We start from the raw sequence: 20,241 nt of genomic DNA on the forward strand, positions 1-20,241 counted from the left end.
CATACGGTTTTGTCTTCGAATTAGTAAATCTTTACAATTTCGACCTTTTGGGAGAAATCCCATAACGCTTGTTAAGTATTATTGGTTTTACTGTTAAGTGACTTTTCATTACTTCAAAGGGACAAGTTGCACGTATTACAAGAATTGTACTATTTAGTATAGTCTTTAGATTATTCAGTAGCAATTTTCCATAAAAATAAGCAACTGAAAACTGCAACTGCCAACACCTTTACTTCCTCCCAAAATCTGCAGGAATTTCTCCCCAAGCTTTGGTTTCCCATTTTAGAATAGGATTTTTATACGTGTTATTTTTCAGCCAAGTTTCGGCTCTTTTTATCAACTCTAATAAATCTTTGTTAGAAGCATCAAAATGCATGTTGGTTTTGCATCTTTTCTGCTTTACCCAACTCATGGCAATTTTAGAATCGGAATAAATAGGAATATTTTCCTTGTTCTTACTCTTTAATAAAGCAATTCCGTGCACTAGAGCTAGGAATTCGCCAATGTTGTTAGTTCCTCTAGCAAATGGGCCTTTTATAAAAATTTGTTGCTTATTATGCGTTAAAACGCCTCTGTATTCCATTTTACCAGGATTTCCAGAACAAGCTGCATCCACAGAAATACTTTCTAAAATAGGTCTCCCAAATTTTTCTTTTTCTGTTGATGATAACGTTTTCTTTTTAGTGTCTTTCCCTACATAGTCTACATAATTTTTAGTGGCAGCTATTTCGGCTTCATTTAAATCTGCGAACGATTTATATTGAGCACCTTCAAAACCATCAATTTGCTTTTTACAGACTTTCCAAGACGTAAAAATCCCTTTTCTGTGTCCGTTCCAAACTACATAAAACTTTTTTTTACTCATTTATAGCTAAAATTACATCTTCAATAACTCTAGGAAAGTACTCTTGTTCTAAAATATGAATCTTTTCTGCAATTTTTTCAGGAGAATCTTCCTCATTTAAGGCTGTTTTTGCCTGATATATGATGGCACCTTCATCATAATTGGCATTTACGTAGTGAATTGTAATACCCGTTTCTGATTCTTTATTTTCTTTTACCGCTTTGTGAACGTTCATCCCATACATCCCTTTTCCGCCATATTTTGGCAACAATGCAGGGTGAATATTTATGATTTTATTCGGAAAAGCATCGATAATTTTGGTTGGAATTTTCCATAAAAAACCTGCTAAAATAATGTAATCTGCCTGTTCTTTTAATAGGTTTAGCACTTCATCCGAAGTAAAAAAAGCTTCTTTTTTAAAATGTAAACATTTGATGTCTAATTTTTTACACCTATCAAATACTTTGGCATGTTCATTGTTACATAGCACAGTAGTAACCTTAGCGGTTTTAGTATGATTAAAAAATTTAATAATGTTTTCTGCGTTCGTTCCAGAACCAGATGCAAAAATAACAATACGCTTCATAACTTCATTTCTAAGCTACAAAAAAAAGAATAATTATTAACAAATTGATTATTTTAAGAGAAGATTAAATATTTTTATTTACTTTTAAGAATCATTTTCGGGACAAAAATTAGTTTTAATTGCTAAGATTTGTATTTTTGCCACGATTAAAATTTTAAAAAACACAAAATTATGTCAGACATTGCATCAAGAGTAAAAGCTATTATCGTAGACAAATTAGGCGTAGACGATAACGAAGTAACAACAGAAGCTAGCTTCACAAACGATTTAGGAGCAGATTCTTTGGATACTGTTGAATTAATTATGGAATTCGAAAAAGAATTTGATATTCAAATACCAGATGATCAAGCAGAGAACATCGGAACAGTAGGTCAAGCAGTAAGCTATATTGAAGAAGCTAAAAAGTAAATTTATATGCAGTTAAAACGAGTTGTAGTCACTGGACTTGGCGCACTTACGCCAATTGGTAATAATATTGAAGAGTATTGGAATGCTTTAGTTAACGGAGTTAGCGGTGCAGCACCTATCAAGCGGTTTGATGCTGCCAAGTTCAAAACTCGTTTTGCATGTGAATTAAAAAACTTCGAGGTAACGGACTTTATTAATAGAAAGGACGCTAGAAAAATGGATCCATTTACGCAGTATGCAATGGTTGCTTCAGATGAAGCAATTGCAGATGCAAATTTTGATCTAGAAAAATTAAACAAATTACGCGTTGGTGTAATTTGGGGAGCAGGAATTGGAGGCTTAGAAACTTTTCAAAACGAAGCTATAAATTTTGGAGCCGGAGATGGTACACCAAAATTTAACCCATTTTTTATCCCAAAAATGATTGCAGATATTGCGCCAGGAAATATTTCTATTAAAAATGGATTTATGGGGCCAAATTATACTACGGTTTCTGCATGTGCGTCATCTGCTAACGCAATGATTGATGCTTTAAATTATATTCGTTTAGGTACTTGTGATGTTATTGTAACTGGAGGCTCTGAAGCTGCAGTTGTAATTTCTGGTGTTGGTGGTTTTAATGCCATGCATGCCTTATCTACAAGAAACGAAAGTCCAGAAACAGCTTCTAGACCTTTTGATGCAGAACGAGATGGTTTTGTATTAGGTGAAGGAGCAGGTGCTTTGGTTTTAGAAAGCTATGAGCATGCTAAAGCTAGAGGAGCAAAAATTTATGCTGAGGTTATTGGAGGAGGAATGTCTTCTGATGCTCACCATATGACGGCACCACATCCAGAAGGAATTGGTGTGATTGCTGTAATGAATAACTGCTTAGAAAATGCAGGTATTAAACCAGAAGATGTAGATCATATTAATACACATGGTACTTCAACTCCTTTAGGAGATGTTGCAGAATTGAAAGCAATTTCTGCAGTTTTTGGAGAACATGCTAAAAACATTAATATTAATTCTACAAAATCTATGACAGGTCACTTGTTAGGAGCTGCAGGAGCTATAGAGTCTATAGCTGCAATTTTAGCCATGAAAAATGGTATTGTACCTCCAACAATTAATCATGTTAATGTAGATGAAAATATCAATCCAGAATTAAACTTAACTTTAAATAAAGCTCAAAAGCGCGATATTAATATTGCTATGAGTAATACTTTTGGTTTTGGTGGACATAATGCATGTGTTGCATTTAAAAAACTTGATGAATAATACTCTATGAATTTTATTCGTAAAATAGTAAAACCTCACAGTGAAGAGGATGCACAATTATACAACGAATTAAAAAAACTACTTAATTTTTCTCCAAGAAGAATAAATAAATACAAAAAAGCATTTACACATAGGTCTGTGCAAATGTTAGACAGCAAAGGAATTCCTATAAATTACGAACGTTTAGAGTTTTTAGGAGATTCTATTTTAGGATCTGTAATTGCATCTTATTTATACAAAAAAGTACCTACAGGTAGTGAAGGTTATCTTACACAAATGCGCTCTAAAATTGTTAGTAGAGAGCATTTAAATGAATTAGGAAAAGATCTAGACTTAATACGTTTCGTAAAAAGTAATATAGATCAAGCTAACGTTGGAGATAATATTCATGGTAATATTTTTGAAGCATTAGTAGGCGCTATTTATTTGGATAAAAACTACAATACTTGTCAGAAATTTATTTACGAAAATGTAATTGTACCCTACGTAGATATTGAAAAGCTAGAAGGGAAAATTACAAGTTACAAAGGGCTTATTATAGAATGGTGCCAGAAACAAAAGAAGAAATATACTTTTGACACCTATGAAGATTCTGGTAACGAAGCTATCAAACACTTTAGTGTAAAGGTAAGTATCGATGGAGAGCAAATAGCCAAAGGTAGAGCTACTTCTAAGAAAAAAGCAGAAGAGCAAGCTGCTAAAAGAGTCTATTTTGCGTTTCAAAAAGAAATCAATTTAGGCTAACCACGATAACGTTTTCGTTAAAATTAACAGTAAAGTTCGTAAACAATTAGTAATTTTGTTTTTCATAAAAACGAGTATTAGTTATAATCTATGCAGGTACACGCTTTAGAAATGGACGATTTTTGCGAAGAAGAATATTCTTTAATAGGAATCCATTCTACTTTAGAAGATTATAAACTTGCCTACTTATTAAATAAAAACCTTAATACCAGGTTTTATAAAGCAAAAGAAGATTTAAAATTTGTTATAGAAGAAAAGAAAGCCTCTTTTTCTATATATAATTATGAAAATATAGAATATGATTACGAGTGGTTTTTAATAACTAACAGTTATAGAACAGAAAACCAAACAGCAGCCAACGAGTTGTTATTAACATCAGAAACAATAACATACCTAATTCCAGAAAAGAAAAAAGTAGATTTTTTTTTAAAAATTTGTGGAGATTCAGACGATGATTTTGTTATGAAAACAGTAAATAGAATTAAAAGTATTGATAATGTAATTACCGCATATTCAATAGATAAAAACACCTTAAAGTCTAAAGACTTTTTAATATTTTAAACATGAAAGACTACAAAAAAACAAAAATAGTTGCAACCTTAGGTCCAGCAATAGATACTAAAGAAAAGATGAAAGAGTTGGCAGTTGCAGGTGTCAACGTTTTTAGAATTAATTTTTCGCATGCAGATTACGACGTTGTAAAACAAAATGTGCTAAGAATTAGAGAAATTAATGAAGAAGAAGGTTTTAATGTTGCCATTTTAGCAGATTTACAAGGACCAAAACTTCGTGTAGGAGTTATGGAAGAAGATGTAGTTTTAAATGATGGAGACTTGTTTACTTTTACTACAGAAAGATGTATTGGTAACAACAAAAAAGCATTTATGACCTACCAACGTTTTCCTAAAGACGTAAAAGTTGGAGAGCATATTATGGTAGATGATGGTAAATTGTTATTTGAAGTAGTTTCTACAGATAAAGACAAAGAAGTTGTAGTAAAAACAGTAGTTGGAGGACCTTTAAAATCTAAAAAAGGAGTAAACTTACCAAACACAGCTATTTCTTTACCAGCTTTAACAGAAAAAGATAAAGAAGATGCCGTTTTTGCATTAGGTTTAAATGTAGATTGGATGGCACTTTCTTTTGTAAGAACACCAGAAGATTTAAGAATGTTACGCGATTTAATCGATGAGCATTCAGATTATAGAGTACCCGTAATTGCTAAAATTGAAAAACCAGAAGCAGTTGCAAATATTGATGCATTAATTCCTTTTTGTGATGGTTTAATGGTTGCTCGTGGAGATTTAGGAGTAGAAATTCCTATGCAAGACGTTCCATTAATTCAGAAGAAATTAGTAAGACGTGCAAAGAGAGCAAGAATTCCTGTAATTATTGCAACTCAAATGATGGAAACAATGATTGATAATCCTGTTCCAACTAGAGCAGAAGTAAATGATGTTGCCAATTCTATTATGGATGGAGCAGATGCAGTAATGTTATCTGGAGAAACTTCTGTAGGGAAACACCCTTTAAAAGTAATTCAGAAAATGTCTGAAATCATTAAAGCAGTTGAAAACTCTAGAATGATTAAAGTACCACATGAAGCGCCACATATTAGAACAAACAGATTTATAACAAAATCAGTTTGTCATCACGCAGCTTTAATGGCAAATGATATCGATGCAACCGCAATTTCTACTTTAACAAATAGTGGTTATACAGCATTCCAAATTTCAGCATGGAGACCACAAGCTAAAATATTAGCATTTTCATCAGAAAGAAGAATTTTAGGAAAACTAAACTTACTTTGGGGTGTAAAAGCTTTTTATTACGATAAAAACTTAAGTACAGATGATACTGTTGTAGATATTAACAAAATATCTAAAGAAAAAGGTTTTGTTAAAGAAGGAGATTTAATGATTAACCTTACTTCTATGCCAGTTGAGGCAAAAGGTATGGTAAATACATTAAGAGTTTCTGAAATAGACTAAAACAGCCTAAAATTATATTTAAAAGCATCTAGAGATCTCTGGATGCTTTTTTTTATGCGTTTACTTTTTTAGAAGCTATTTCCAGCTTTCCACTATATCTTTTTTCTTCTGTTCTCGATACAATTTTTCTTCCTTCGTCATAAAAAACCACTCAAACTGACAGAAAAAAGGATGCCGTTTCAATCTGGGCTAAACTTGTTTGATAGCTGTTTTTCTTTCTTTAAAAGACAAAGTGCATTATTTATAGAGAATTCTATTTAGACTTTTTTTCTAGATGAAATAGAGGTTTTAAATCAGAAAAACTCCAAAAAATAAGACAGATATTTCTAAATACACATATAAGAGAAGAAAAGGCTTTCATTTGATTATTTGATAAATAAATTTCTTTAAATGTAAGAAATAAAAAAAAACTTGATAGAAAAGTTGCATAAAACAGAAAAAACATTAAATTTAAGAGAACCAAAAACGAAACTATTATGGCAATTAAAAGCTTTCAAGGAAAACGAGATACCAGTCAGGGAAAAGAAGATGCGCAAATTTTAGTATCTGATTACATGACAAAAAAATTGATAACTTTTAAAGCTGAGGATACCTTAGATCATGTAATTGAACAATTAATTACACATAAAATTTCTGGAGGACCGGTTGTAAATGACAAAAACGATTTAATAGGTATTATTTCTGAAACAGATTGTATTAAACATATATCTGAAAGTAAATATTACAATATGCCTTCTGATGTTAATAATACAGTAGGTAAATATATGGCTATCGGTGTGGATACTATTGATAAGAATACCAATATTTTTGATGCTGCTTTTAAATTTATTAGTTCTCATAGAAGAAGATTTCCTGTGGTAGAAAACGGAAAGCTAATTGGTCAAATAAGTCAAACAGATGTTTTAAAAGCCGCAATTAGCGTAAAAGGAAATACCTGGAATAGTTAAAACCTTTTTTTAGATTTAATATTTGGTAAATCTGTAATAATTAATTTTTGTTTATCAGAACTTTCTAGTTCGGCTATTTTAGAATACGAATAGCCTTCTATGGGCTCTTTTAAGCTTTTCCATTTTGCAATACCTGCAACGGTAATTTCTTCTCCAATTTCTATAATTGCTTCAGAATAGCGTAAGGTTTTATTAAGCCCTAAAAAATTATCACTTTTAATATGATAGCTTTCTAGTAATGCTTTAAACTCTGAAGTTGGGTCATTAAAAGTACCCGATTTTACTTTTTTATCAGCTACTAAATAACTGGTGTAGTTTTTAGGATTTTGATGGAGTCTTACCATGGCAAAATCACTATTTTTTTCTAGGAAAAAATCTTGTACTTTTTCTTCATGTACAATTGTTCGCCAGCTTTGTTGTTTTCCGTTACTTTTCTGTTGTTCAATTTTTATGACATAAAACACACATTTTCTTTTGCTAAATGGCGCAACTAAAGGCTCTTTAACATGTAAGGCTTTTCCTGTAAATCTTGTAAGTTCATTATTTTTTAAGCTTCCTATTTGTTTAATTGGTAGTTTAGAAAGTGTTCTTATAATTTTTTGTTTTGTACTAAAATAATAAGTTATAAAGATAATAATACCAACTATTATAATAAATAGTATTAGAATTAAAAAGGGTTCGAAATCTGTAAATAATGGCATTTTATAAAAGTATATGTTGATGTAAATTTTTTACTCTTTTCTTATTAATAAAAAAGTCTCATTTTCTAAAGGCAAATAACCTTCATTGTAAACGTAAAAATAAGTATTCCCAGTTTTTGTTTTGTAAATAGAGGTAAAGAACTGAAAATCGAAACCTTTATCGTACAATTTGGTTCTGGTTACTTTTGTTTTACCAGTTGTATTTAATTCTGATAAAATCTTGTAATTTTTTCTAAGTCGATTGTTTATATTTCTAATGAGGTTTTTACTGTCTTTGTTAACACGATTATTGTACGCATTTCTACAATAATCTGAACAGAATTTTTTATCAATTCTACCTTTAACAACTTCATCACACTCCAAACATTTTCTACTTTCCATAGTTCTCTTTCTTTAGTTCGTACCAATTTACTAGCTCATTATCTTCTTTAAATTCGTTTACAAATTGTAATCCAATTTTTTGTAAAATTTTGTTTGATCCAATATTTTCTATTTCTGCAGCACCATAAATAATGTCTAAATTCATGGAGTTAAAACCATATTCTAAACAAGCAATAGCAGTTTCTAAGCCGTATCCTTTTTTCCAATATTTCGGAATGAAGCGATAGCCAATATCAATAAAATCTTGAAAACCATTTAAGCTTTCTTTTGTTCCTTTATTTAGTTTTAAACCAGACCAACCTATAAAATTACCTGAAGATTTTTCTATAACAGCAAACCGACCAATACCATTTTCTTTATACTGTTTTAGAATAAATTCAATCATTTTTTTTGCCTCCTCTTTCGTTTTAATTGTCTTTTTCCCTAAATATTTATGAACTTTTGGGTTAGAATCTAACTCAAACATTCCTTCTACGTCAGTTATTCTAAATTCTCTAAGAAGTAGTCTTTTTGTTTCTAAATGAAATTTCATAAGGTAAATATACTTAAATTTTATCCGTTTACAAACGACTACAAGTAATTACAACCGAAAGTAATTGTTTTCTAACCGAATAAAATTGCAATGGTGTCGCAACTTTGCAGAGTCAAAACGAATTGACAAAAACAAATTATAAATCTGCATTCAATAAAAATGCATAAAAACTTATCTTATGAATACGTTAAGAAACAAAGTACAGTTAATTGGTAGATTGGGTCAAGATCCAGAAATAGTAACTTTTAAAGATGGTAATAAAATGGCTAAATTTTCTATGGCTACAGATGACAGTTACAAAGACAAAGCAGGTAATAAGGTAGAGCGTGCTTATTGGCATAATATTGTTATTACTGGAGGTTTGGTTAAAGTGGTAGAAAACTATGTAAATAAAGGACAAGAAATTGCCGTTGAAGGGAAGTTAACAAACCGTTCTTATGATACCAAAGAAGGTGAAAAAAGATATGTTACCGAAATTATGGTGAATGAATTATTGCTTTTGGGAGCTAAATAAATTACATAGAAAGAGGCTGTCTAGAAAGTATTGCACCTTTTTAGATGGTCTTTTTAAATTTGATATTTATGTTTTCTTGTTATTAACTCTCGTTTGTAATTTTTTTACCGGTCATTTCATCAACAGTTATTCTAAAAACAATTGGAATTTTTTTCTGTGTTCTTTTGTTAGAGAAATCGCTTATACAATGCAAATTTCTGTGTTCATTTTTTAGAATAATTGCTTTAATACCTTCGGTAAAATCGTGTAAATATTTTTTTGCTACAGAACCAGATAGTTCTTCATAAATACCATGCACTAAAACAGAATTACAAGTATTGCTGTCTGCTTTTTCTGAAACCTGCAGAGAAACTTTTCTATAATTTCTCATTGCCTTTGTTTTATGACCTTCTTCGGAATAGCCTACAATACTATTTTTCTTGTCAAAAAAATAAGTCATGGGTACAATAAAAGGTCTTTCTATATAAATATAGCTCAGTTGCCCTACATAGTTATTTTCTAAGATGTTTATGCATTCACTCTCTTTTAAATTAGTTATCATGATACTTAGTTTTAGTTAAAGGGAGTGACTAATGTATTAAAAATCAATTAAATAAAATATGATAAAAATCAGTTTATTAATTTTTTATCTTTAATTATATGATTTTTTAGGTGTAAAAAGCCTAAAAATACTAGGAGGTAGCGCTAAAATAAGGAACTATTTTTATATGAAATTATTTTAGAATATTATTCGTTTTCGTAAAACTTGAGCTTGTTTTGTAAATCAGTTATTTCTTTTTTTAAAGAATCCACTTGGTTTAATAAGTTGGAAATTACATCTACACCTTCTAGGTTTATGTTTAAATCATAATGCAAACGAATCATTTTTTCAACTTCTGTTATTTGCGTAATTTTAATATAATGATCATTATTTTCTACAATGACTTCTATTAATTCATATTCTTTTAATTCATTTATAAAAGCTGCAGGAATACTGTAGTGGGTACAAAACTGCTGAATAGATATTAAATTTTGAGTTTCCATGTTTAGCGTAGTTTTTGTAATTCTTTAATTAATGCTATCTCTTTTTCGTTTAATTTAGTTGGTATTTTAAGTTGATAAGTGATATATAGATCTCCAAACTGATCTTCTTTTTTATATTTAGGAAATCCTTTTCCTTTTAATTTCACCTTGGTTCCGTTTGCTGTTTCTGGCTTAACGGTTAGTTTTACTTGTCCATCAAAAGTATCAACGGTTAATTGTCCGCCTAAAAGAGCCGTATATAAATCTAAATCAACATCAATATAAAGATTGTCTTTGTTTCGTTTAAATTTGGTGTTATTTATAATAGAAAACTGAATGTATAAATCGCCATTCGGACCACCATTTACACCTTTTCCTCCATGCCCTTTTATTTTGATTACTTGTCCGTTTTCTACACCAGCCGGAATTGTAATTCTAATGTTTTTTCCATTAACAGTAATTACCTGTTTTTGTGTTTTGTAAACATCGTTTAAGTTTAGTTGAATTTCAGAATTGTAATCTTGCCCTCTAAATTTAGCATTCGTTCTTCTTCCTGAAGAAGCACCACCAAACATGTCTCCAAACATATCAGAAAAATCTTCTTGAGAATACCCACCTTGATTACTTTGAGACCTATTTTGATGTTCTTGCTGTCTTCGTTTTTCTTGTTCGTAAGCTTCTCCGTTTTGCCAATGCTCTCCATATGCATCGTATTTCTTACGATTTTCTGGATTACTTAAAACTTCATTTGCTTCATTAATTTCTTTAAAGCTTTTCTCAGCAGTTTTATCATTAGGGTTTAGATCTGGATGGTATTTTCGTGCTAATTTTCTGTAAGCTTTTTTAATATCAGCTTCAGAAGCACTTTTGGTAATTCCTAAAATTTTATAATAATCTATAGAAGCCATCAGTTAAGGTGTTTAAAAAGTAATATACGTATTTTTTTTAATTTGGTTGTGTATTACAACTTGGTTAAAATAATACTTAAATTTATTATTTTTCAAGTTCTAAACTTAGTTTTGCAACCAATTTTAATTCAGATTTATTTAAATCTGCAACAGAAGCAGCTATTTTAGTTGCTGTTTTTATAATTAGACTTTTTATTTCTTGGGTAAATAAGGAAGGATGTTCTTTTTTAAAATCGATAAACTCATTGTAACAAGTTTCTGAATTAGAAAAACTTTCAATATTTAACCAATCGAAAACGGTTTCTATTTGATAGGCTGCATCCGAATGAAAATCATCATCTACAGGATCTATTTTAGTCCATTTGTCTTTTACTATTTTTTTTAAAACATTAAATTCTACTTCTTCTACAATGTTATCTGCAGCTGCAATTGCGAAAAATAATTTACCTAAGTTTTCATAAAAAGAAATAATTGTGTTTTGTGATGGTTTCATAATTAAGAATTTATGAATATGAGTAAAGTTATAGAATAATGAGTTATATAATTATGATATTAGTCATAAATTACTATAATTTGAATATAAAATGTAGTATTTTTAATCTTTGTTTAATTAGATAATTTATTGCCAAATGCTAAGTAAAGATCGGGATGTTTTTAATGTACTTTTTGAGGCTGTATCAGAGGGAGTTGTTGTAGTAAACGATCAACAAAACATAGTTTCTGTAAATTCATCTGTAGAGAGAATGTTTGGTTATGATACAGGAGAACTTATAAATAAACCACTTAATATTTTAATCCCTAAAAATTATCACGCAGGTCACGGAGCCCATTTTAAGGGTTTTATGAAGAACAAAGAAAAAAGGCAGATGGGCAACGGGAGAGACTTGTATGGAGCCCGAAAAAATGGAGCTATTTTTCCTTTAGAAGCAGGTTTAAATCCGTTTCAAATAGAAGGACAAACTTTTATAATGGCTTTAATTATAGATATTTCTGTTCGAAAACAACAAGAAGAAGAAATACATCAATTAAACAATGATCTAGAAAAAAAGGTTTGTGAGCGAACTAAAGAGTTAAGTAAAACAGTTCATGAATTAAAAACTGTAAATATAGAGCTGGATAAAGAGAATCATAAACGGCTAGAAGCAGAGAATAAAATTAAAGATGCTTTAAAAAAGCAAAAAGAACTGAATGAACTAAAAACAAAATTCTTGTCGTTAGTTTCTCATGAGTTTAAAACACCGTTAAGTGGTATTTTAACGTCTACAATGCTTTTAGGTAAATATAAGTTGGCAGAACAACAAGAAAAAAGAGATAAGCACTTAGAAACCATTACTAATAAAGTACATTATTTAAATAATATTTTAAATGATTTTTTATCTATAGAAATACTAGAAACGGGTAAAGTAAATTACAAGTTTCATACTTTTAAATTAAGTAAGGTTGTAGATGAGGTTATTTATAATGCAAACATGCTTTTAAAAGTAGGACAAAGAATTAAATATCCAGAAGATATAGATGATATTTCTTTATTGCAAGACGAAAAAACAATTGCCTTGGCCTTATCTAATTTAATAAACAATGCTATTAAATATTCGCCAGAAAATTCTGAAATAGACATTAAAATAAAGCAAGATAGCACGACGACTACCATTAAAATAAAAGATCAAGGAATTGGGATTCCAAAGGCAGATCAAAAAAATATATTTAACCGTTATTTTAGAGCAGAAAATGCATTATTAACGGAAGGAACAGGAATTGGTTTAAATATTATTAAAAGTCATTTACAAAATTTAGGAGGAACAATTACTTTTGAAAGTGAAGAGAATATAGGATCAACTTTTACATTGAAGATTATTAACAAAGCAATATGAGAAAAATACTATTAATTGAGGATGATGTAGTTTTAAGAGAAAATACATCAGAACTTTTAGAATTATCAAACTACGAGGTTACCAGTGCTGCTAACGGTAAAATAGGGGTGCAACTAGCAAAAAAAATAGTTCCAGATATTATTGTTTGTGATATTATGATGCCAGAGTTAGATGGTTACGGTGTTTTAGAAGCTTTAACTAATAACGAAATAACGCAACACATTCCGTTTATATTTTTATCAGCAAAGACAGAAAGAAGTGATGTAAGAAAAGGAATGGATTTAGGGGCAGATGACTATATAACAAAGCCTTTTAATGAAGATGAATTAATTAGTGCTATAGAAAGTAGATTGGCAAAAGCAGCGATACTAAAAGATCGTAGAGAAAAAATTGAAGTTGTAAAAGAAGAGGAAGAAGACATAAGAAGTCTTAATGACTTAAAAAATTATTTTGAAGATAACGGAGAAACGTTTACTTTTTTAAAAGATGCAAGCATTTATAAAGAAGGCAATAACTCTAATTATATTTATTTAATAAATAAAGGACTTATAAAATGCCATAAGTTAGATGAGCAAGGAAAACAACTTACAACTGCTTTATATAAAGAAGATGATTTGTTTGGCTATACTTCTTTTTCTCAGAATTTAGCATATCAAGAATCTGCAACGGCAATTCAGAAAACAGAATTAGTTGGTCTTTCTAAAAAAACATTAACTGGTGTTTTAAACAAAAATCATAAAGTAACATTAGAGTTGATAGAATTGTTAACAGAAGACTTAGCAGTTGTAAAAGATCAACTTTTACAAATGGCATATAGTTCTGTAAGTAAAAAAACAGCGAAGACAATTTTAATGTTTGCAGAAAAATTAAATAGAAAACCAGAAGATCATATAAAAATTTCTAGAAACGATCTAGCAAGTGTTGCAGGTATTGCAACAGAAACTTTAATTAGAACTATGTCTAGTTTTAAAAAACAAGGTTTAATAGAAATAGAAGGTAGAACAATTAAAATTTTAGATTTAGAGAAACTAAAAGATATTTCTTGATTTTAAATGAATTAGCAGCCATATGACTAATATCATTTTTTAAAAAGTATTCTAGCAATAAATTTGTCTTTTAGATAAAAGATGAATTTAAATGAAAGCTATTTTACTCCCTACAGATTTTTCAGACAATTCTTGGAATGCTATTGAGTATGCTTTAAATTTTTATAAGCACGCAACGTGCAATTTTTATTTGTTACACGTTAATAGGTTAAATAATGTTGTAGTAGATGATTATTTTTATGATGACACGCAAGAAGTTGTTATAGATGTAAACATAGAAAATGCAAAAAAACAATTAAAAGGACTTCAGCAAAAAATAGCTCTAAACTTTAATAATAAGAACCATAATTTTTACACTTTAACAGATACTAATTTTTTTATTGAGTCTATAAGACAGCAGGTAGAAGAAAAAAAAATAGATGTTATTGTTATGGGAACTAAAGGAGCTAGTGGTTTTCAGGGATATATTACTGGGAGTAATACGGGAGATGTTATTACAAAGGTAAAATGTACAACCTTAGTAGTACCTGAGAATGCTAAATTTAAGAAAATAGAAGAGGTGGCATTTCCAACAGATTTTTCTCTATGTAATGAATTACAAATATTAGAACCAATAATAAAAATCTTAGAAGAAAAAAACGCGTCCTTAAGGGTTTTAAATATCAGTAAAAAGGTAACCTCTTTAAATGAGGATCAACAAAAAAGTAAAGAACTATTAGAAGATTATCTCTATAATTACCAACACAGTTTTCATTTTTTAACAAATAAAAAAGTAGAAGATGCTGTGCAATGTTTTGTAAATAGTAGAAATATAGATATGATTGCTATGGTGGCAAAAAATCTTAATTATTTTCAACAAATACTATTTCATACTAAGGTAGCGGAAATAAGCTATCATACCGATGTTCCTTTTTTAGTACTGCATGAATAAAAACAATATGTTATGGATAATTCAATTTTTTTAGCAAAGTTTTGGGGTTATTACTTACTTATTTTTTTCGTTATACTAAGTTTTAATCCAAAAAGGATTAGGCAAATATTTAATGATTTAGAAGATCAAAAATTTCTAATTATTTTTTCTTTTTTAGCCATTATTATTGGGTTGATAAATATTCTATTCCATAACATATGGGAGCCTAATTGGAAACTTATAATTACCCTAATTGGTTGGTCGTCATTACTTATAGGGTTATCTCTTTTTAGTATTCCTAAGCGAACCATACATTGGTTAAAACTTGTAAATATTAGATTTGTACAGGCAATATATACACTACTTTTTCTAATAGGTTTATATCTATTAAATATTGCATATGCTATTATAATAATTTAATTAAAAAGGATTATCTTAGAACTACATACGAAACGATAGGTTTCAATAATTTTTTTATTAATAACTAAAAACACCATAAAGATGAAAATGAATATTCAATTTGTTAACATGTCTACAAGTGAAACGATGGAAGCTTATACAGAAAAAAAGCTAGATGGTTTGGTTAAAAAATTCGAAACAATTATTAAAGCAGATGTGTTTTTTAAAAAGGAAAATGATTCTAAAAACAAAGGTGTAATTTGTGAAATAGAATTAAGTGCACCAGGACCAAGATTATTTGCATCTTCAAATGAAAAAAATTACGAGCTTGCTGTAAAAAATACTATTTCAGATTTAGAAAAGCAGTTACAAAAGAGAAAAGCAATTACAAAACCTTATCTGTAAATGCAGATAAATGCTCGGTTAAATTATTATCAGGCTAATAAAGACTTTTTTTTAGTCTGATAATAATTCTGCAACAGATGTGCTTTATCTTTCTGATAGATATTTAACTCTTTACAAAGGATAATCTAAGAAATTTAGAGGTTCATTTTATACTTAAAAAGCAACATATTCTATTTTAAAACCATATAGATAAAATAAATTTATAGGTAAAAATCTCTTCTAGGAGGTTATGGAATAGGAAATATAATTTAGAATTTATTAAAAACAAACATCATGAAAAATATACTTTTACCTACAGATTTTTCAGATAATTCATGGAATGCAATTCAATATGCAATTCAATTATTTAAGGACGAAAAATGTAATTTCTTTATAATGAATACTTATACACCAATGATTTATGATGTAGAGTATATGAACCCAGGTGTTGAAGGTTTTAATTTGGTTGATGTTGTAAAAAACACATCAGAGGAAGGACTTGATAAACTTCAACAAAAAATTGAAAATCAATTTAAAAACCCAAACCATACGTATCGTAAAATAGCTTCATTTAACACTCTAACAAGTGAGATAGAAGAGTTGCATGAAAAACATGTAATGGATCTTATTGTAATGGGAACCAAAGGAGCAACAGGTTTAACCGAAATTTTATTTGGTTCTAACACCGTACATATCATTAAAAATGCAAAATGCCCCGTGTTAGCAATACCAAGTAATTATGCTTTTGAAGCTCCTAATGAAGTATTATTTCCTTCGGACTATGAAGTTTCTTTTAATGAAAAACAAGTAAAACTAATTGTAGATATTGGCCTTTCTAATAGTTCTAGAATAAATATAATAAACACTACTTATGGCGATGATTTATCTAAAAATCAAATAGAAAATAAACATAAGTTAGATAAAATCTTAAAAAATGTTTCCCATTTATTTTATAGTGTTAGCAACCAAAGTGTAACAGGTGCTATTTCTGAATTTCAATTAAAAATGCGAATAAATCTGTTAGTGATGATAAACAATAAGCATTCTTTTTTCGAAAATCTATTTTTTAAATCAACAATTAGTCAAATAGGTTTTCATTTAAATGTACCTTTCTTAGTAATTCCTTCAGGGGAAAAGGCAAACTAATTTAGATGATATTAATCATTTTATAAGCTTGTTTTTTTAAGTAAATTAGGGGTGGATAAGTTTTTTAGTGTAGAATTTAATACTATTTATGATGAAAATTAAACATGTAAATACAAGTTATATAAAATGGTTAAGTGCAGAAGAAATGCATAATGATTCTAAAGAATGGCGTTTAGAATTAGAGTTTTTAAATGATGAATATCTCTTTTTCGAAGACTTAATAAAATGGAATACGCTTCAATTAATCGATTTTCAATCTTATGATAAAAGTAAAGAAATTATTGAGAAATTAAGTAATTCTATAAAGACCAATGATGCGTTAATTCAATTGGTTCAAAAACATGAAAACAACCTAGAAGTTATAGAACCTGAGGGTGATAAACAAAAAGAAACTTATAAGAACGAGCATAAAACACTACTTATTTTATTTAAAAATCACTTAAAAGAACATAGAGAGTTAAAACTAAATTTATTTGATGTTTTAAAAAAGATAAAAAAAGAAGAAAAACAAAAACGAATTATAGATGTGGAATAAAAAATAGTAAGATAAAGCTGCGTAAAATTGATTTGAAAAAGTTGAATCCACCCTTTTTAGGGTGGATTTTTTTTTGCTTTAAACAGTTTTTTGAATAGTTATTGTATTGTTATTTAGGTACTTGAGGTTTGTTTTCGTTAAAATAATCCCAAAATATATTCATTTAACTTCTAGTTAAAATAACAAAAGCAATTTTTTGTAACTTCCAACTTTAATTTTAAACCGACTTTCTATGCCAAATTATACACTTCATATTAACGGAACAGCCCGAAAAGTATCTGCAGATGCAGACACTCCATTGTTATGGATTTTAAGAGATGAACTAAATTTAGTAGGTACAAAGTTTGGTTGCGGAATTGCGCAATGTGGTGCTTGTACAGTTCATATAGATGGCGTTGCAACAAGAAGTTGTCAGATGCAAGTTTCTATTTTAGATGATGTGAAAATTACCACCATAGAAGGGTTGTCTACAGATGGTAAACACCCTGTACAAGAAGCTTGGAAAGAGATTGATGTGCCACAATGTGGGTATTGCCAAGCAGGACAAATTATGACGGCTTCTGCTTTTTTATCAGAAAATAAAAATCCTTCAGAAGAAGAAATTAGAGAAGCCATGCACGGTAATATTTGTAGATGTGCTTCTTATAATAGAATTGAAAAAGCTGTAAAAGTTGCTGCAAATAAAATGTCTTAATCATAAAACTACTTCACAAAATGGAATCTATATCAAAGAATAATTTTAGCAGAAGAAACTTTTTAAAGGCATCAGTTTTAGCAAGTGGTGGTTTATTAATTGGGTTTAATTTATTAACGGCTTGTAAACCAGAAGCAGTAATGCCAGTGGATATTACAAAATTAAACTTCAATGATTTTAATGCATTTATTAAAATTTCTGATGATGGTTATGTCACTATTTTTTCGCCAAACCCAGAAATAGGGCAAGGTGTAAAAACAGCAATGCCTATGCTTATTGCAGAAGAATTAGATGTAGAATGGAGTAAAGTAAACGTAGCTCAAGGAAACCTAGACACTAATAATTTTACCAGACAATTGGCTGGCGGAAGTCAATCTATTCGCTTTGGTTGGGATGCTTTAAGGCAAACAGGAGCAACCACTAAACAAATGTTGGTAAATGCTGCTGCTGCAAAATGGAATGTAGATGCCAATACGTGTAAAGCATCAAAAGGAGTTATAACCAATGCTAATGGAGATACATTAGGCTATGGAGATGTTGTAAAAGAAGCTGCATTATTAGAAGTTCCGGAAAATGTAAAATTAAAAGAAGCGAAGGATTATACTATTATTGGTCAAGAAATTGTAAATGTAGATATTGATAAAATTATCACAGGAAAACCACTTTTTGGATTGGATTACAAAACAGATGGAATGATGATTGCAACTGTTTTAAGGCCACCAGCTTTCGGGCAAATATTAGAAAGTTTTGATGCTACCGAAGCAAAAAAAGTAAAAGGTGTAATTGATGTTATTACCATAGGTGATAAAATAAGAAAGTATGTTGCGTCTGGTAAGAAAAACTGGACATTTACCATGTCTGAAACAGATAAAGTAGTGGTTATTGCAGAAAATACTTGGGCAGCAATAAAAGGTAAAAAAGCACTTACGGCAGTTTGGAAAGTAGATAGCAAATTAGAATCTACAGAAAACCATGATACCGTTTTAACCGATATTTTAGACGGAAAAAACCTAGAGACAAGAAGAGAAGATGGTGATATTAAAAAGGCTTTGGCAGCTGCAGATAAAGTGATAGAAAAAACATATCATTCACCTTTTTTACCACACAATTGTATGGAACCTATGAATTTTTATGCTGATGTTACATCAGAAAAAATACATTTAGCAGGTCCTGTACAAACACCCGAATTTGCTGCAAATGTAGTTGCAGATTTGTTAGATTTTGATATCGAGAAAATCTCTTTAGAAATGACTAGAATGGGTGGAGGTTTTGGTAGAAGATTGTACGCAGATTTTGTATATGAGGCTGCAGAAATATCTAATGCAATTAAAAAACCAGTAAAATTGGTTTCTACTAGAGAAGATGATATGACAACAGGTGTTTACAAACCTGCTGTAAAATATAGAATAAAAGCCGCTTTAAAAGACGGTGAGGTAACAGGTTATCATTTAAAAGAAGCTGCGGTAAATGGAAATATGTATGGATTGATTCCTAACTTTTTTCCAGCAGGGTGTATCCCTAATTATAAAGTAGAAACGGGCAGTTATAATAGTAATATTACAACAGGAGCTTGGAGAGCACCTTATACTAATTTTTTAGCATTTGCAGAACAAAGTTTCTTTGATGAATTAGCATCAGAATTAAATGTAGATGCTATTCAATTGCGTTTAGATTTATTACAGAACGTAAAAGGAACTACAGATAATAAAATAGAATATTCTGGGCAAAGAATGGAAGACACTATTAAGTTGGTGAAAGAAAAAGGAAATTGGGGCAAAACAGAAGAGGGAGTTTATCAAGGTTTTTCTGCTTATTATAGCCACAACACGCACGTTGCAGAAATTGCCGATATTGTATTAAAAGATGGTTTTCCTGTAGTTAAAAAAGTAACTGTTGCGGTAGATTGTGGTATTGTAGTTAACCCAACAGGAGCAAGAAACCAAGTAGAAGGTGGTGTTTTAGACGGAATAGGGCATGCCATGTATGCAGATTTCTCTTTTAAGGACGGAAAGCCAAATGCTAAAAACTTTGATACGTATCGCTTAATTAGAATGCAAGAAACACCAAAAGTAGAAGTGTATTTTGTAGAAAATGATTTATCTCCAACAGGATTAGGAGAACCAGGTTTACCACCAGCAGGAGGTGCCGTTGCGAATGCAATTAATGCTGCATTAGGCAAAAGAATTTATAAGCAGCCATTTATTAACGAATTGAAAGAGAGCAGTGTTTTAGGTTAATGTACTAACAGTATTAAATCTAAAATGAGTTTTTGAGTAAAATGAAAATCGCTAAAAACAAATGAATGTTTTAGCGATTTAGCATAGGGAGAGTAACTTAAGTTTGTTAAAAATTTAGGGATTTCTAACAAATTACTTCTCTAAATATTTTATAGGGATTATATTATCGTGTTGCTAAATTATTTAATTACTTGATATCTA

Annotated in this window: 24 protein-coding genes; 15 read left to right on the forward strand and 9 right to left on the reverse strand. The window is 29.7% G+C overall.

Annotation, left to right across the window (positions count from 1 at the left end; genetic code table 11):
- Nucleotides 1-229: 229 nt before the first annotated feature.
- Nucleotides 230-865: a viroplasmin family protein gene (locus GQS57_RS04840; protein WP_165731457.1), complete on the reverse strand. Its 636-nt coding sequence runs from the start codon at nt 863-865 to the stop codon at nt 230-232.
- Nucleotides 858-1,430 carry a phosphoribosylglycinamide formyltransferase gene (locus GQS57_RS04845; protein WP_165731458.1) on the reverse strand — a complete coding sequence of 191 codons (573 nt, stop codon included), beginning with the start codon at nt 1,428-1,430 and terminating at the stop codon, nt 858-860. Before GQS57_RS04845 ends, GQS57_RS04840 begins: the two co-directional genes overlap by 8 nt.
- Before the next feature lie 171 nt (nt 1,431-1,601).
- Between GQS57_RS04845 and GQS57_RS04850 the strand changes: the two genes are divergently transcribed.
- The 6 genes from GQS57_RS04850 (at nt 1,602) to GQS57_RS04875 (ending at nt 6,780) form a co-directional block, all read left to right on the forward strand.
- Complete coding sequence (locus tag GQS57_RS04850) at nt 1,602-1,838, forward strand: acyl carrier protein (RefSeq protein WP_004569249.1); 237 nt, start codon at nt 1,602-1,604, stop codon at nt 1,836-1,838.
- Nucleotides 1,839-1,844: 6 nt separating this feature from the next.
- Nucleotides 1,845-3,098: a beta-ketoacyl-ACP synthase II gene (gene fabF / locus GQS57_RS04855; RefSeq protein ID WP_165731459.1), complete on the forward strand. Its 1,254-nt coding sequence runs from the start codon at nt 1,845-1,847 to the stop codon at nt 3,096-3,098.
- 6 nt (nt 3,099-3,104) lie between these two features.
- Entirely contained in the window at nt 3,105-3,842 is a 738-nt protein-coding gene (rnc, locus tag GQS57_RS04860) for a ribonuclease III (RefSeq protein ID WP_165731460.1), read from the forward strand.
- 90 nt (nt 3,843-3,932) lie between these two features.
- Entirely contained in the window at nt 3,933-4,403 is a 471-nt protein-coding gene (locus GQS57_RS04865) for an IPExxxVDY family protein (protein WP_165731461.1), read from the forward strand.
- Nucleotides 4,404-4,405: 2 nt separating this feature from the next.
- On the forward strand, nt 4,406-5,833 hold the full coding sequence (pyk, locus tag GQS57_RS04870) for a pyruvate kinase (RefSeq protein ID WP_165731462.1): 1,428 nt from the start codon (nt 4,406-4,408) through the stop codon (nt 5,831-5,833).
- A gap of 476 nt (nt 5,834-6,309) precedes the next feature.
- Nucleotides 6,310-6,780, forward strand: coding sequence for a CBS domain-containing protein (locus GQS57_RS04875; RefSeq protein ID WP_165731463.1), 471 nt, complete (start codon nt 6,310-6,312; stop codon nt 6,778-6,780).
- On the opposite strand, the gene GQS57_RS04880 is transcribed toward GQS57_RS04875, so the two are convergent.
- From GQS57_RS04880 to GQS57_RS04890, 3 genes are read right to left on the reverse strand one after another with little or no spacing between them, the layout of a single operon-like run.
- On the reverse strand, nt 6,777-7,481 hold the full coding sequence (locus tag GQS57_RS04880) for a hypothetical protein (RefSeq protein ID WP_165731464.1): 705 nt from the start codon (nt 7,479-7,481) through the stop codon (nt 6,777-6,779). The two genes, GQS57_RS04875 and GQS57_RS04880, sit on opposite strands and share 4 nt — an antisense overlap.
- 30 nt (nt 7,482-7,511) lie before the next feature.
- Entirely contained in the window at nt 7,512-7,862 is a 351-nt protein-coding gene (locus GQS57_RS04885) for a hypothetical protein (protein WP_165731465.1), read from the reverse strand.
- On the reverse strand, nt 7,852-8,394 hold the full coding sequence (locus tag GQS57_RS04890) for a GNAT family N-acetyltransferase (protein ID WP_165731466.1): 543 nt from the start codon (nt 8,392-8,394) through the stop codon (nt 7,852-7,854). The genes GQS57_RS04885 and GQS57_RS04890 overlap by 11 nt, the downstream gene beginning before the upstream one ends.
- A 178-nt stretch (nt 8,395-8,572) precedes the next feature.
- On the opposite strand from GQS57_RS04890, the gene GQS57_RS04895 reads away from it, so the two are divergent.
- The gene (locus GQS57_RS04895; protein WP_165731467.1) at nt 8,573-8,908 is read left to right on the forward strand and encodes a single-stranded DNA-binding protein; all 336 of its coding nucleotides are present in this window, start codon (nt 8,573-8,575) and stop codon (nt 8,906-8,908) included.
- Nucleotides 8,909-8,990: 82 nt separating this feature from the next.
- Here the strand turns inward: GQS57_RS04895 and GQS57_RS04900 are convergent, their stop codons facing one another.
- The 4 genes from GQS57_RS04900 to GQS57_RS04915 all read right to left on the reverse strand — a co-directional run bounded on the left by GQS57_RS04900 (nt 8,991) and on the right by GQS57_RS04915 (nt 11,311).
- The gene (locus GQS57_RS04900; protein ID WP_165731468.1) at nt 8,991-9,449 is read right to left on the reverse strand and encodes a pyridoxamine 5'-phosphate oxidase family protein; all 459 of its coding nucleotides are present in this window, start codon (nt 9,447-9,449) and stop codon (nt 8,991-8,993) included.
- Nucleotides 9,450-9,634: 185 nt separating this feature from the next.
- Nucleotides 9,635-9,931, reverse strand: coding sequence for a chaperone modulator CbpM (locus GQS57_RS04905; protein ID WP_165731469.1), 297 nt, complete (start codon nt 9,929-9,931; stop codon nt 9,635-9,637).
- A 2-nt stretch (nt 9,932-9,933) separates the two neighbouring features.
- Complete coding sequence (locus tag GQS57_RS04910; protein WP_165731470.1) at nt 9,934-10,818, reverse strand: DnaJ C-terminal domain-containing protein; 885 nt, start codon at nt 10,816-10,818, stop codon at nt 9,934-9,936.
- An 85-nt stretch (nt 10,819-10,903) separates the two neighbouring features.
- Entirely contained in the window at nt 10,904-11,311 is a 408-nt protein-coding gene (locus GQS57_RS04915; RefSeq protein ID WP_165731471.1) for a hypothetical protein, read from the reverse strand.
- 136 nt (nt 11,312-11,447) lie between these two features.
- Between GQS57_RS04915 and GQS57_RS04920 the strand changes: the two genes are divergently transcribed.
- From GQS57_RS04920 to GQS57_RS04955, 8 genes are all read left to right on the forward strand, one after another.
- On the forward strand, nt 11,448-12,689 hold the full coding sequence (locus GQS57_RS04920; protein WP_165731472.1) for a PAS domain-containing sensor histidine kinase: 1,242 nt from the start codon (nt 11,448-11,450) through the stop codon (nt 12,687-12,689).
- Nucleotides 12,686-13,735 carry a response regulator gene (locus tag GQS57_RS04925; RefSeq protein WP_165731473.1) on the forward strand — a complete coding sequence of 350 codons (1,050 nt, stop codon included), beginning with the start codon at nt 12,686-12,688 and terminating at the stop codon, nt 13,733-13,735. The genes GQS57_RS04920 and GQS57_RS04925 overlap by 4 nt, the downstream gene beginning before the upstream one ends.
- 91 nt (nt 13,736-13,826) lie before the next feature.
- The gene (locus tag GQS57_RS04930; protein ID WP_165731474.1) at nt 13,827-14,666 is read left to right on the forward strand and encodes a universal stress protein; all 840 of its coding nucleotides are present in this window, start codon (nt 13,827-13,829) and stop codon (nt 14,664-14,666) included.
- Between the two features lie 480 nt (nt 14,667-15,146).
- Nucleotides 15,147-15,449 carry a ribosome-associated translation inhibitor RaiA gene (gene raiA, locus GQS57_RS04935; protein WP_068447682.1) on the forward strand — a complete coding sequence of 101 codons (303 nt, stop codon included), beginning with the start codon at nt 15,147-15,149 and terminating at the stop codon, nt 15,447-15,449.
- 273 nt (nt 15,450-15,722) lie between these two features.
- On the forward strand, nt 15,723-16,574 hold the full coding sequence (locus GQS57_RS04940; RefSeq protein ID WP_165731475.1) for a universal stress protein: 852 nt from the start codon (nt 15,723-15,725) through the stop codon (nt 16,572-16,574).
- An 88-nt stretch (nt 16,575-16,662) separates the two neighbouring features.
- Nucleotides 16,663-17,109, forward strand: coding sequence for a hypothetical protein (locus GQS57_RS04945; protein ID WP_165731476.1), 447 nt, complete (start codon nt 16,663-16,665; stop codon nt 17,107-17,109).
- 232 nt (nt 17,110-17,341) lie between these two features.
- The gene (locus GQS57_RS04950; protein WP_165731477.1) at nt 17,342-17,803 is read left to right on the forward strand and encodes a (2Fe-2S)-binding protein; all 462 of its coding nucleotides are present in this window, start codon (nt 17,342-17,344) and stop codon (nt 17,801-17,803) included.
- 20 nt (nt 17,804-17,823) lie between these two features.
- The gene (locus tag GQS57_RS04955) at nt 17,824-20,040 is read left to right on the forward strand and encodes a molybdopterin cofactor-binding domain-containing protein (RefSeq protein WP_165731478.1); all 2,217 of its coding nucleotides are present in this window, start codon (nt 17,824-17,826) and stop codon (nt 20,038-20,040) included.
- The last annotated feature ends 201 nt before the right edge of the window (nt 20,041-20,241 follow it).

The sequence above is a fragment of the Polaribacter sp. 20A6 genome, from assembly GCF_011378915.1.
In the GTDB taxonomy this organism is placed as follows: domain Bacteria; phylum Bacteroidota; class Bacteroidia; order Flavobacteriales; family Flavobacteriaceae; genus Polaribacter; species Polaribacter sejongensis.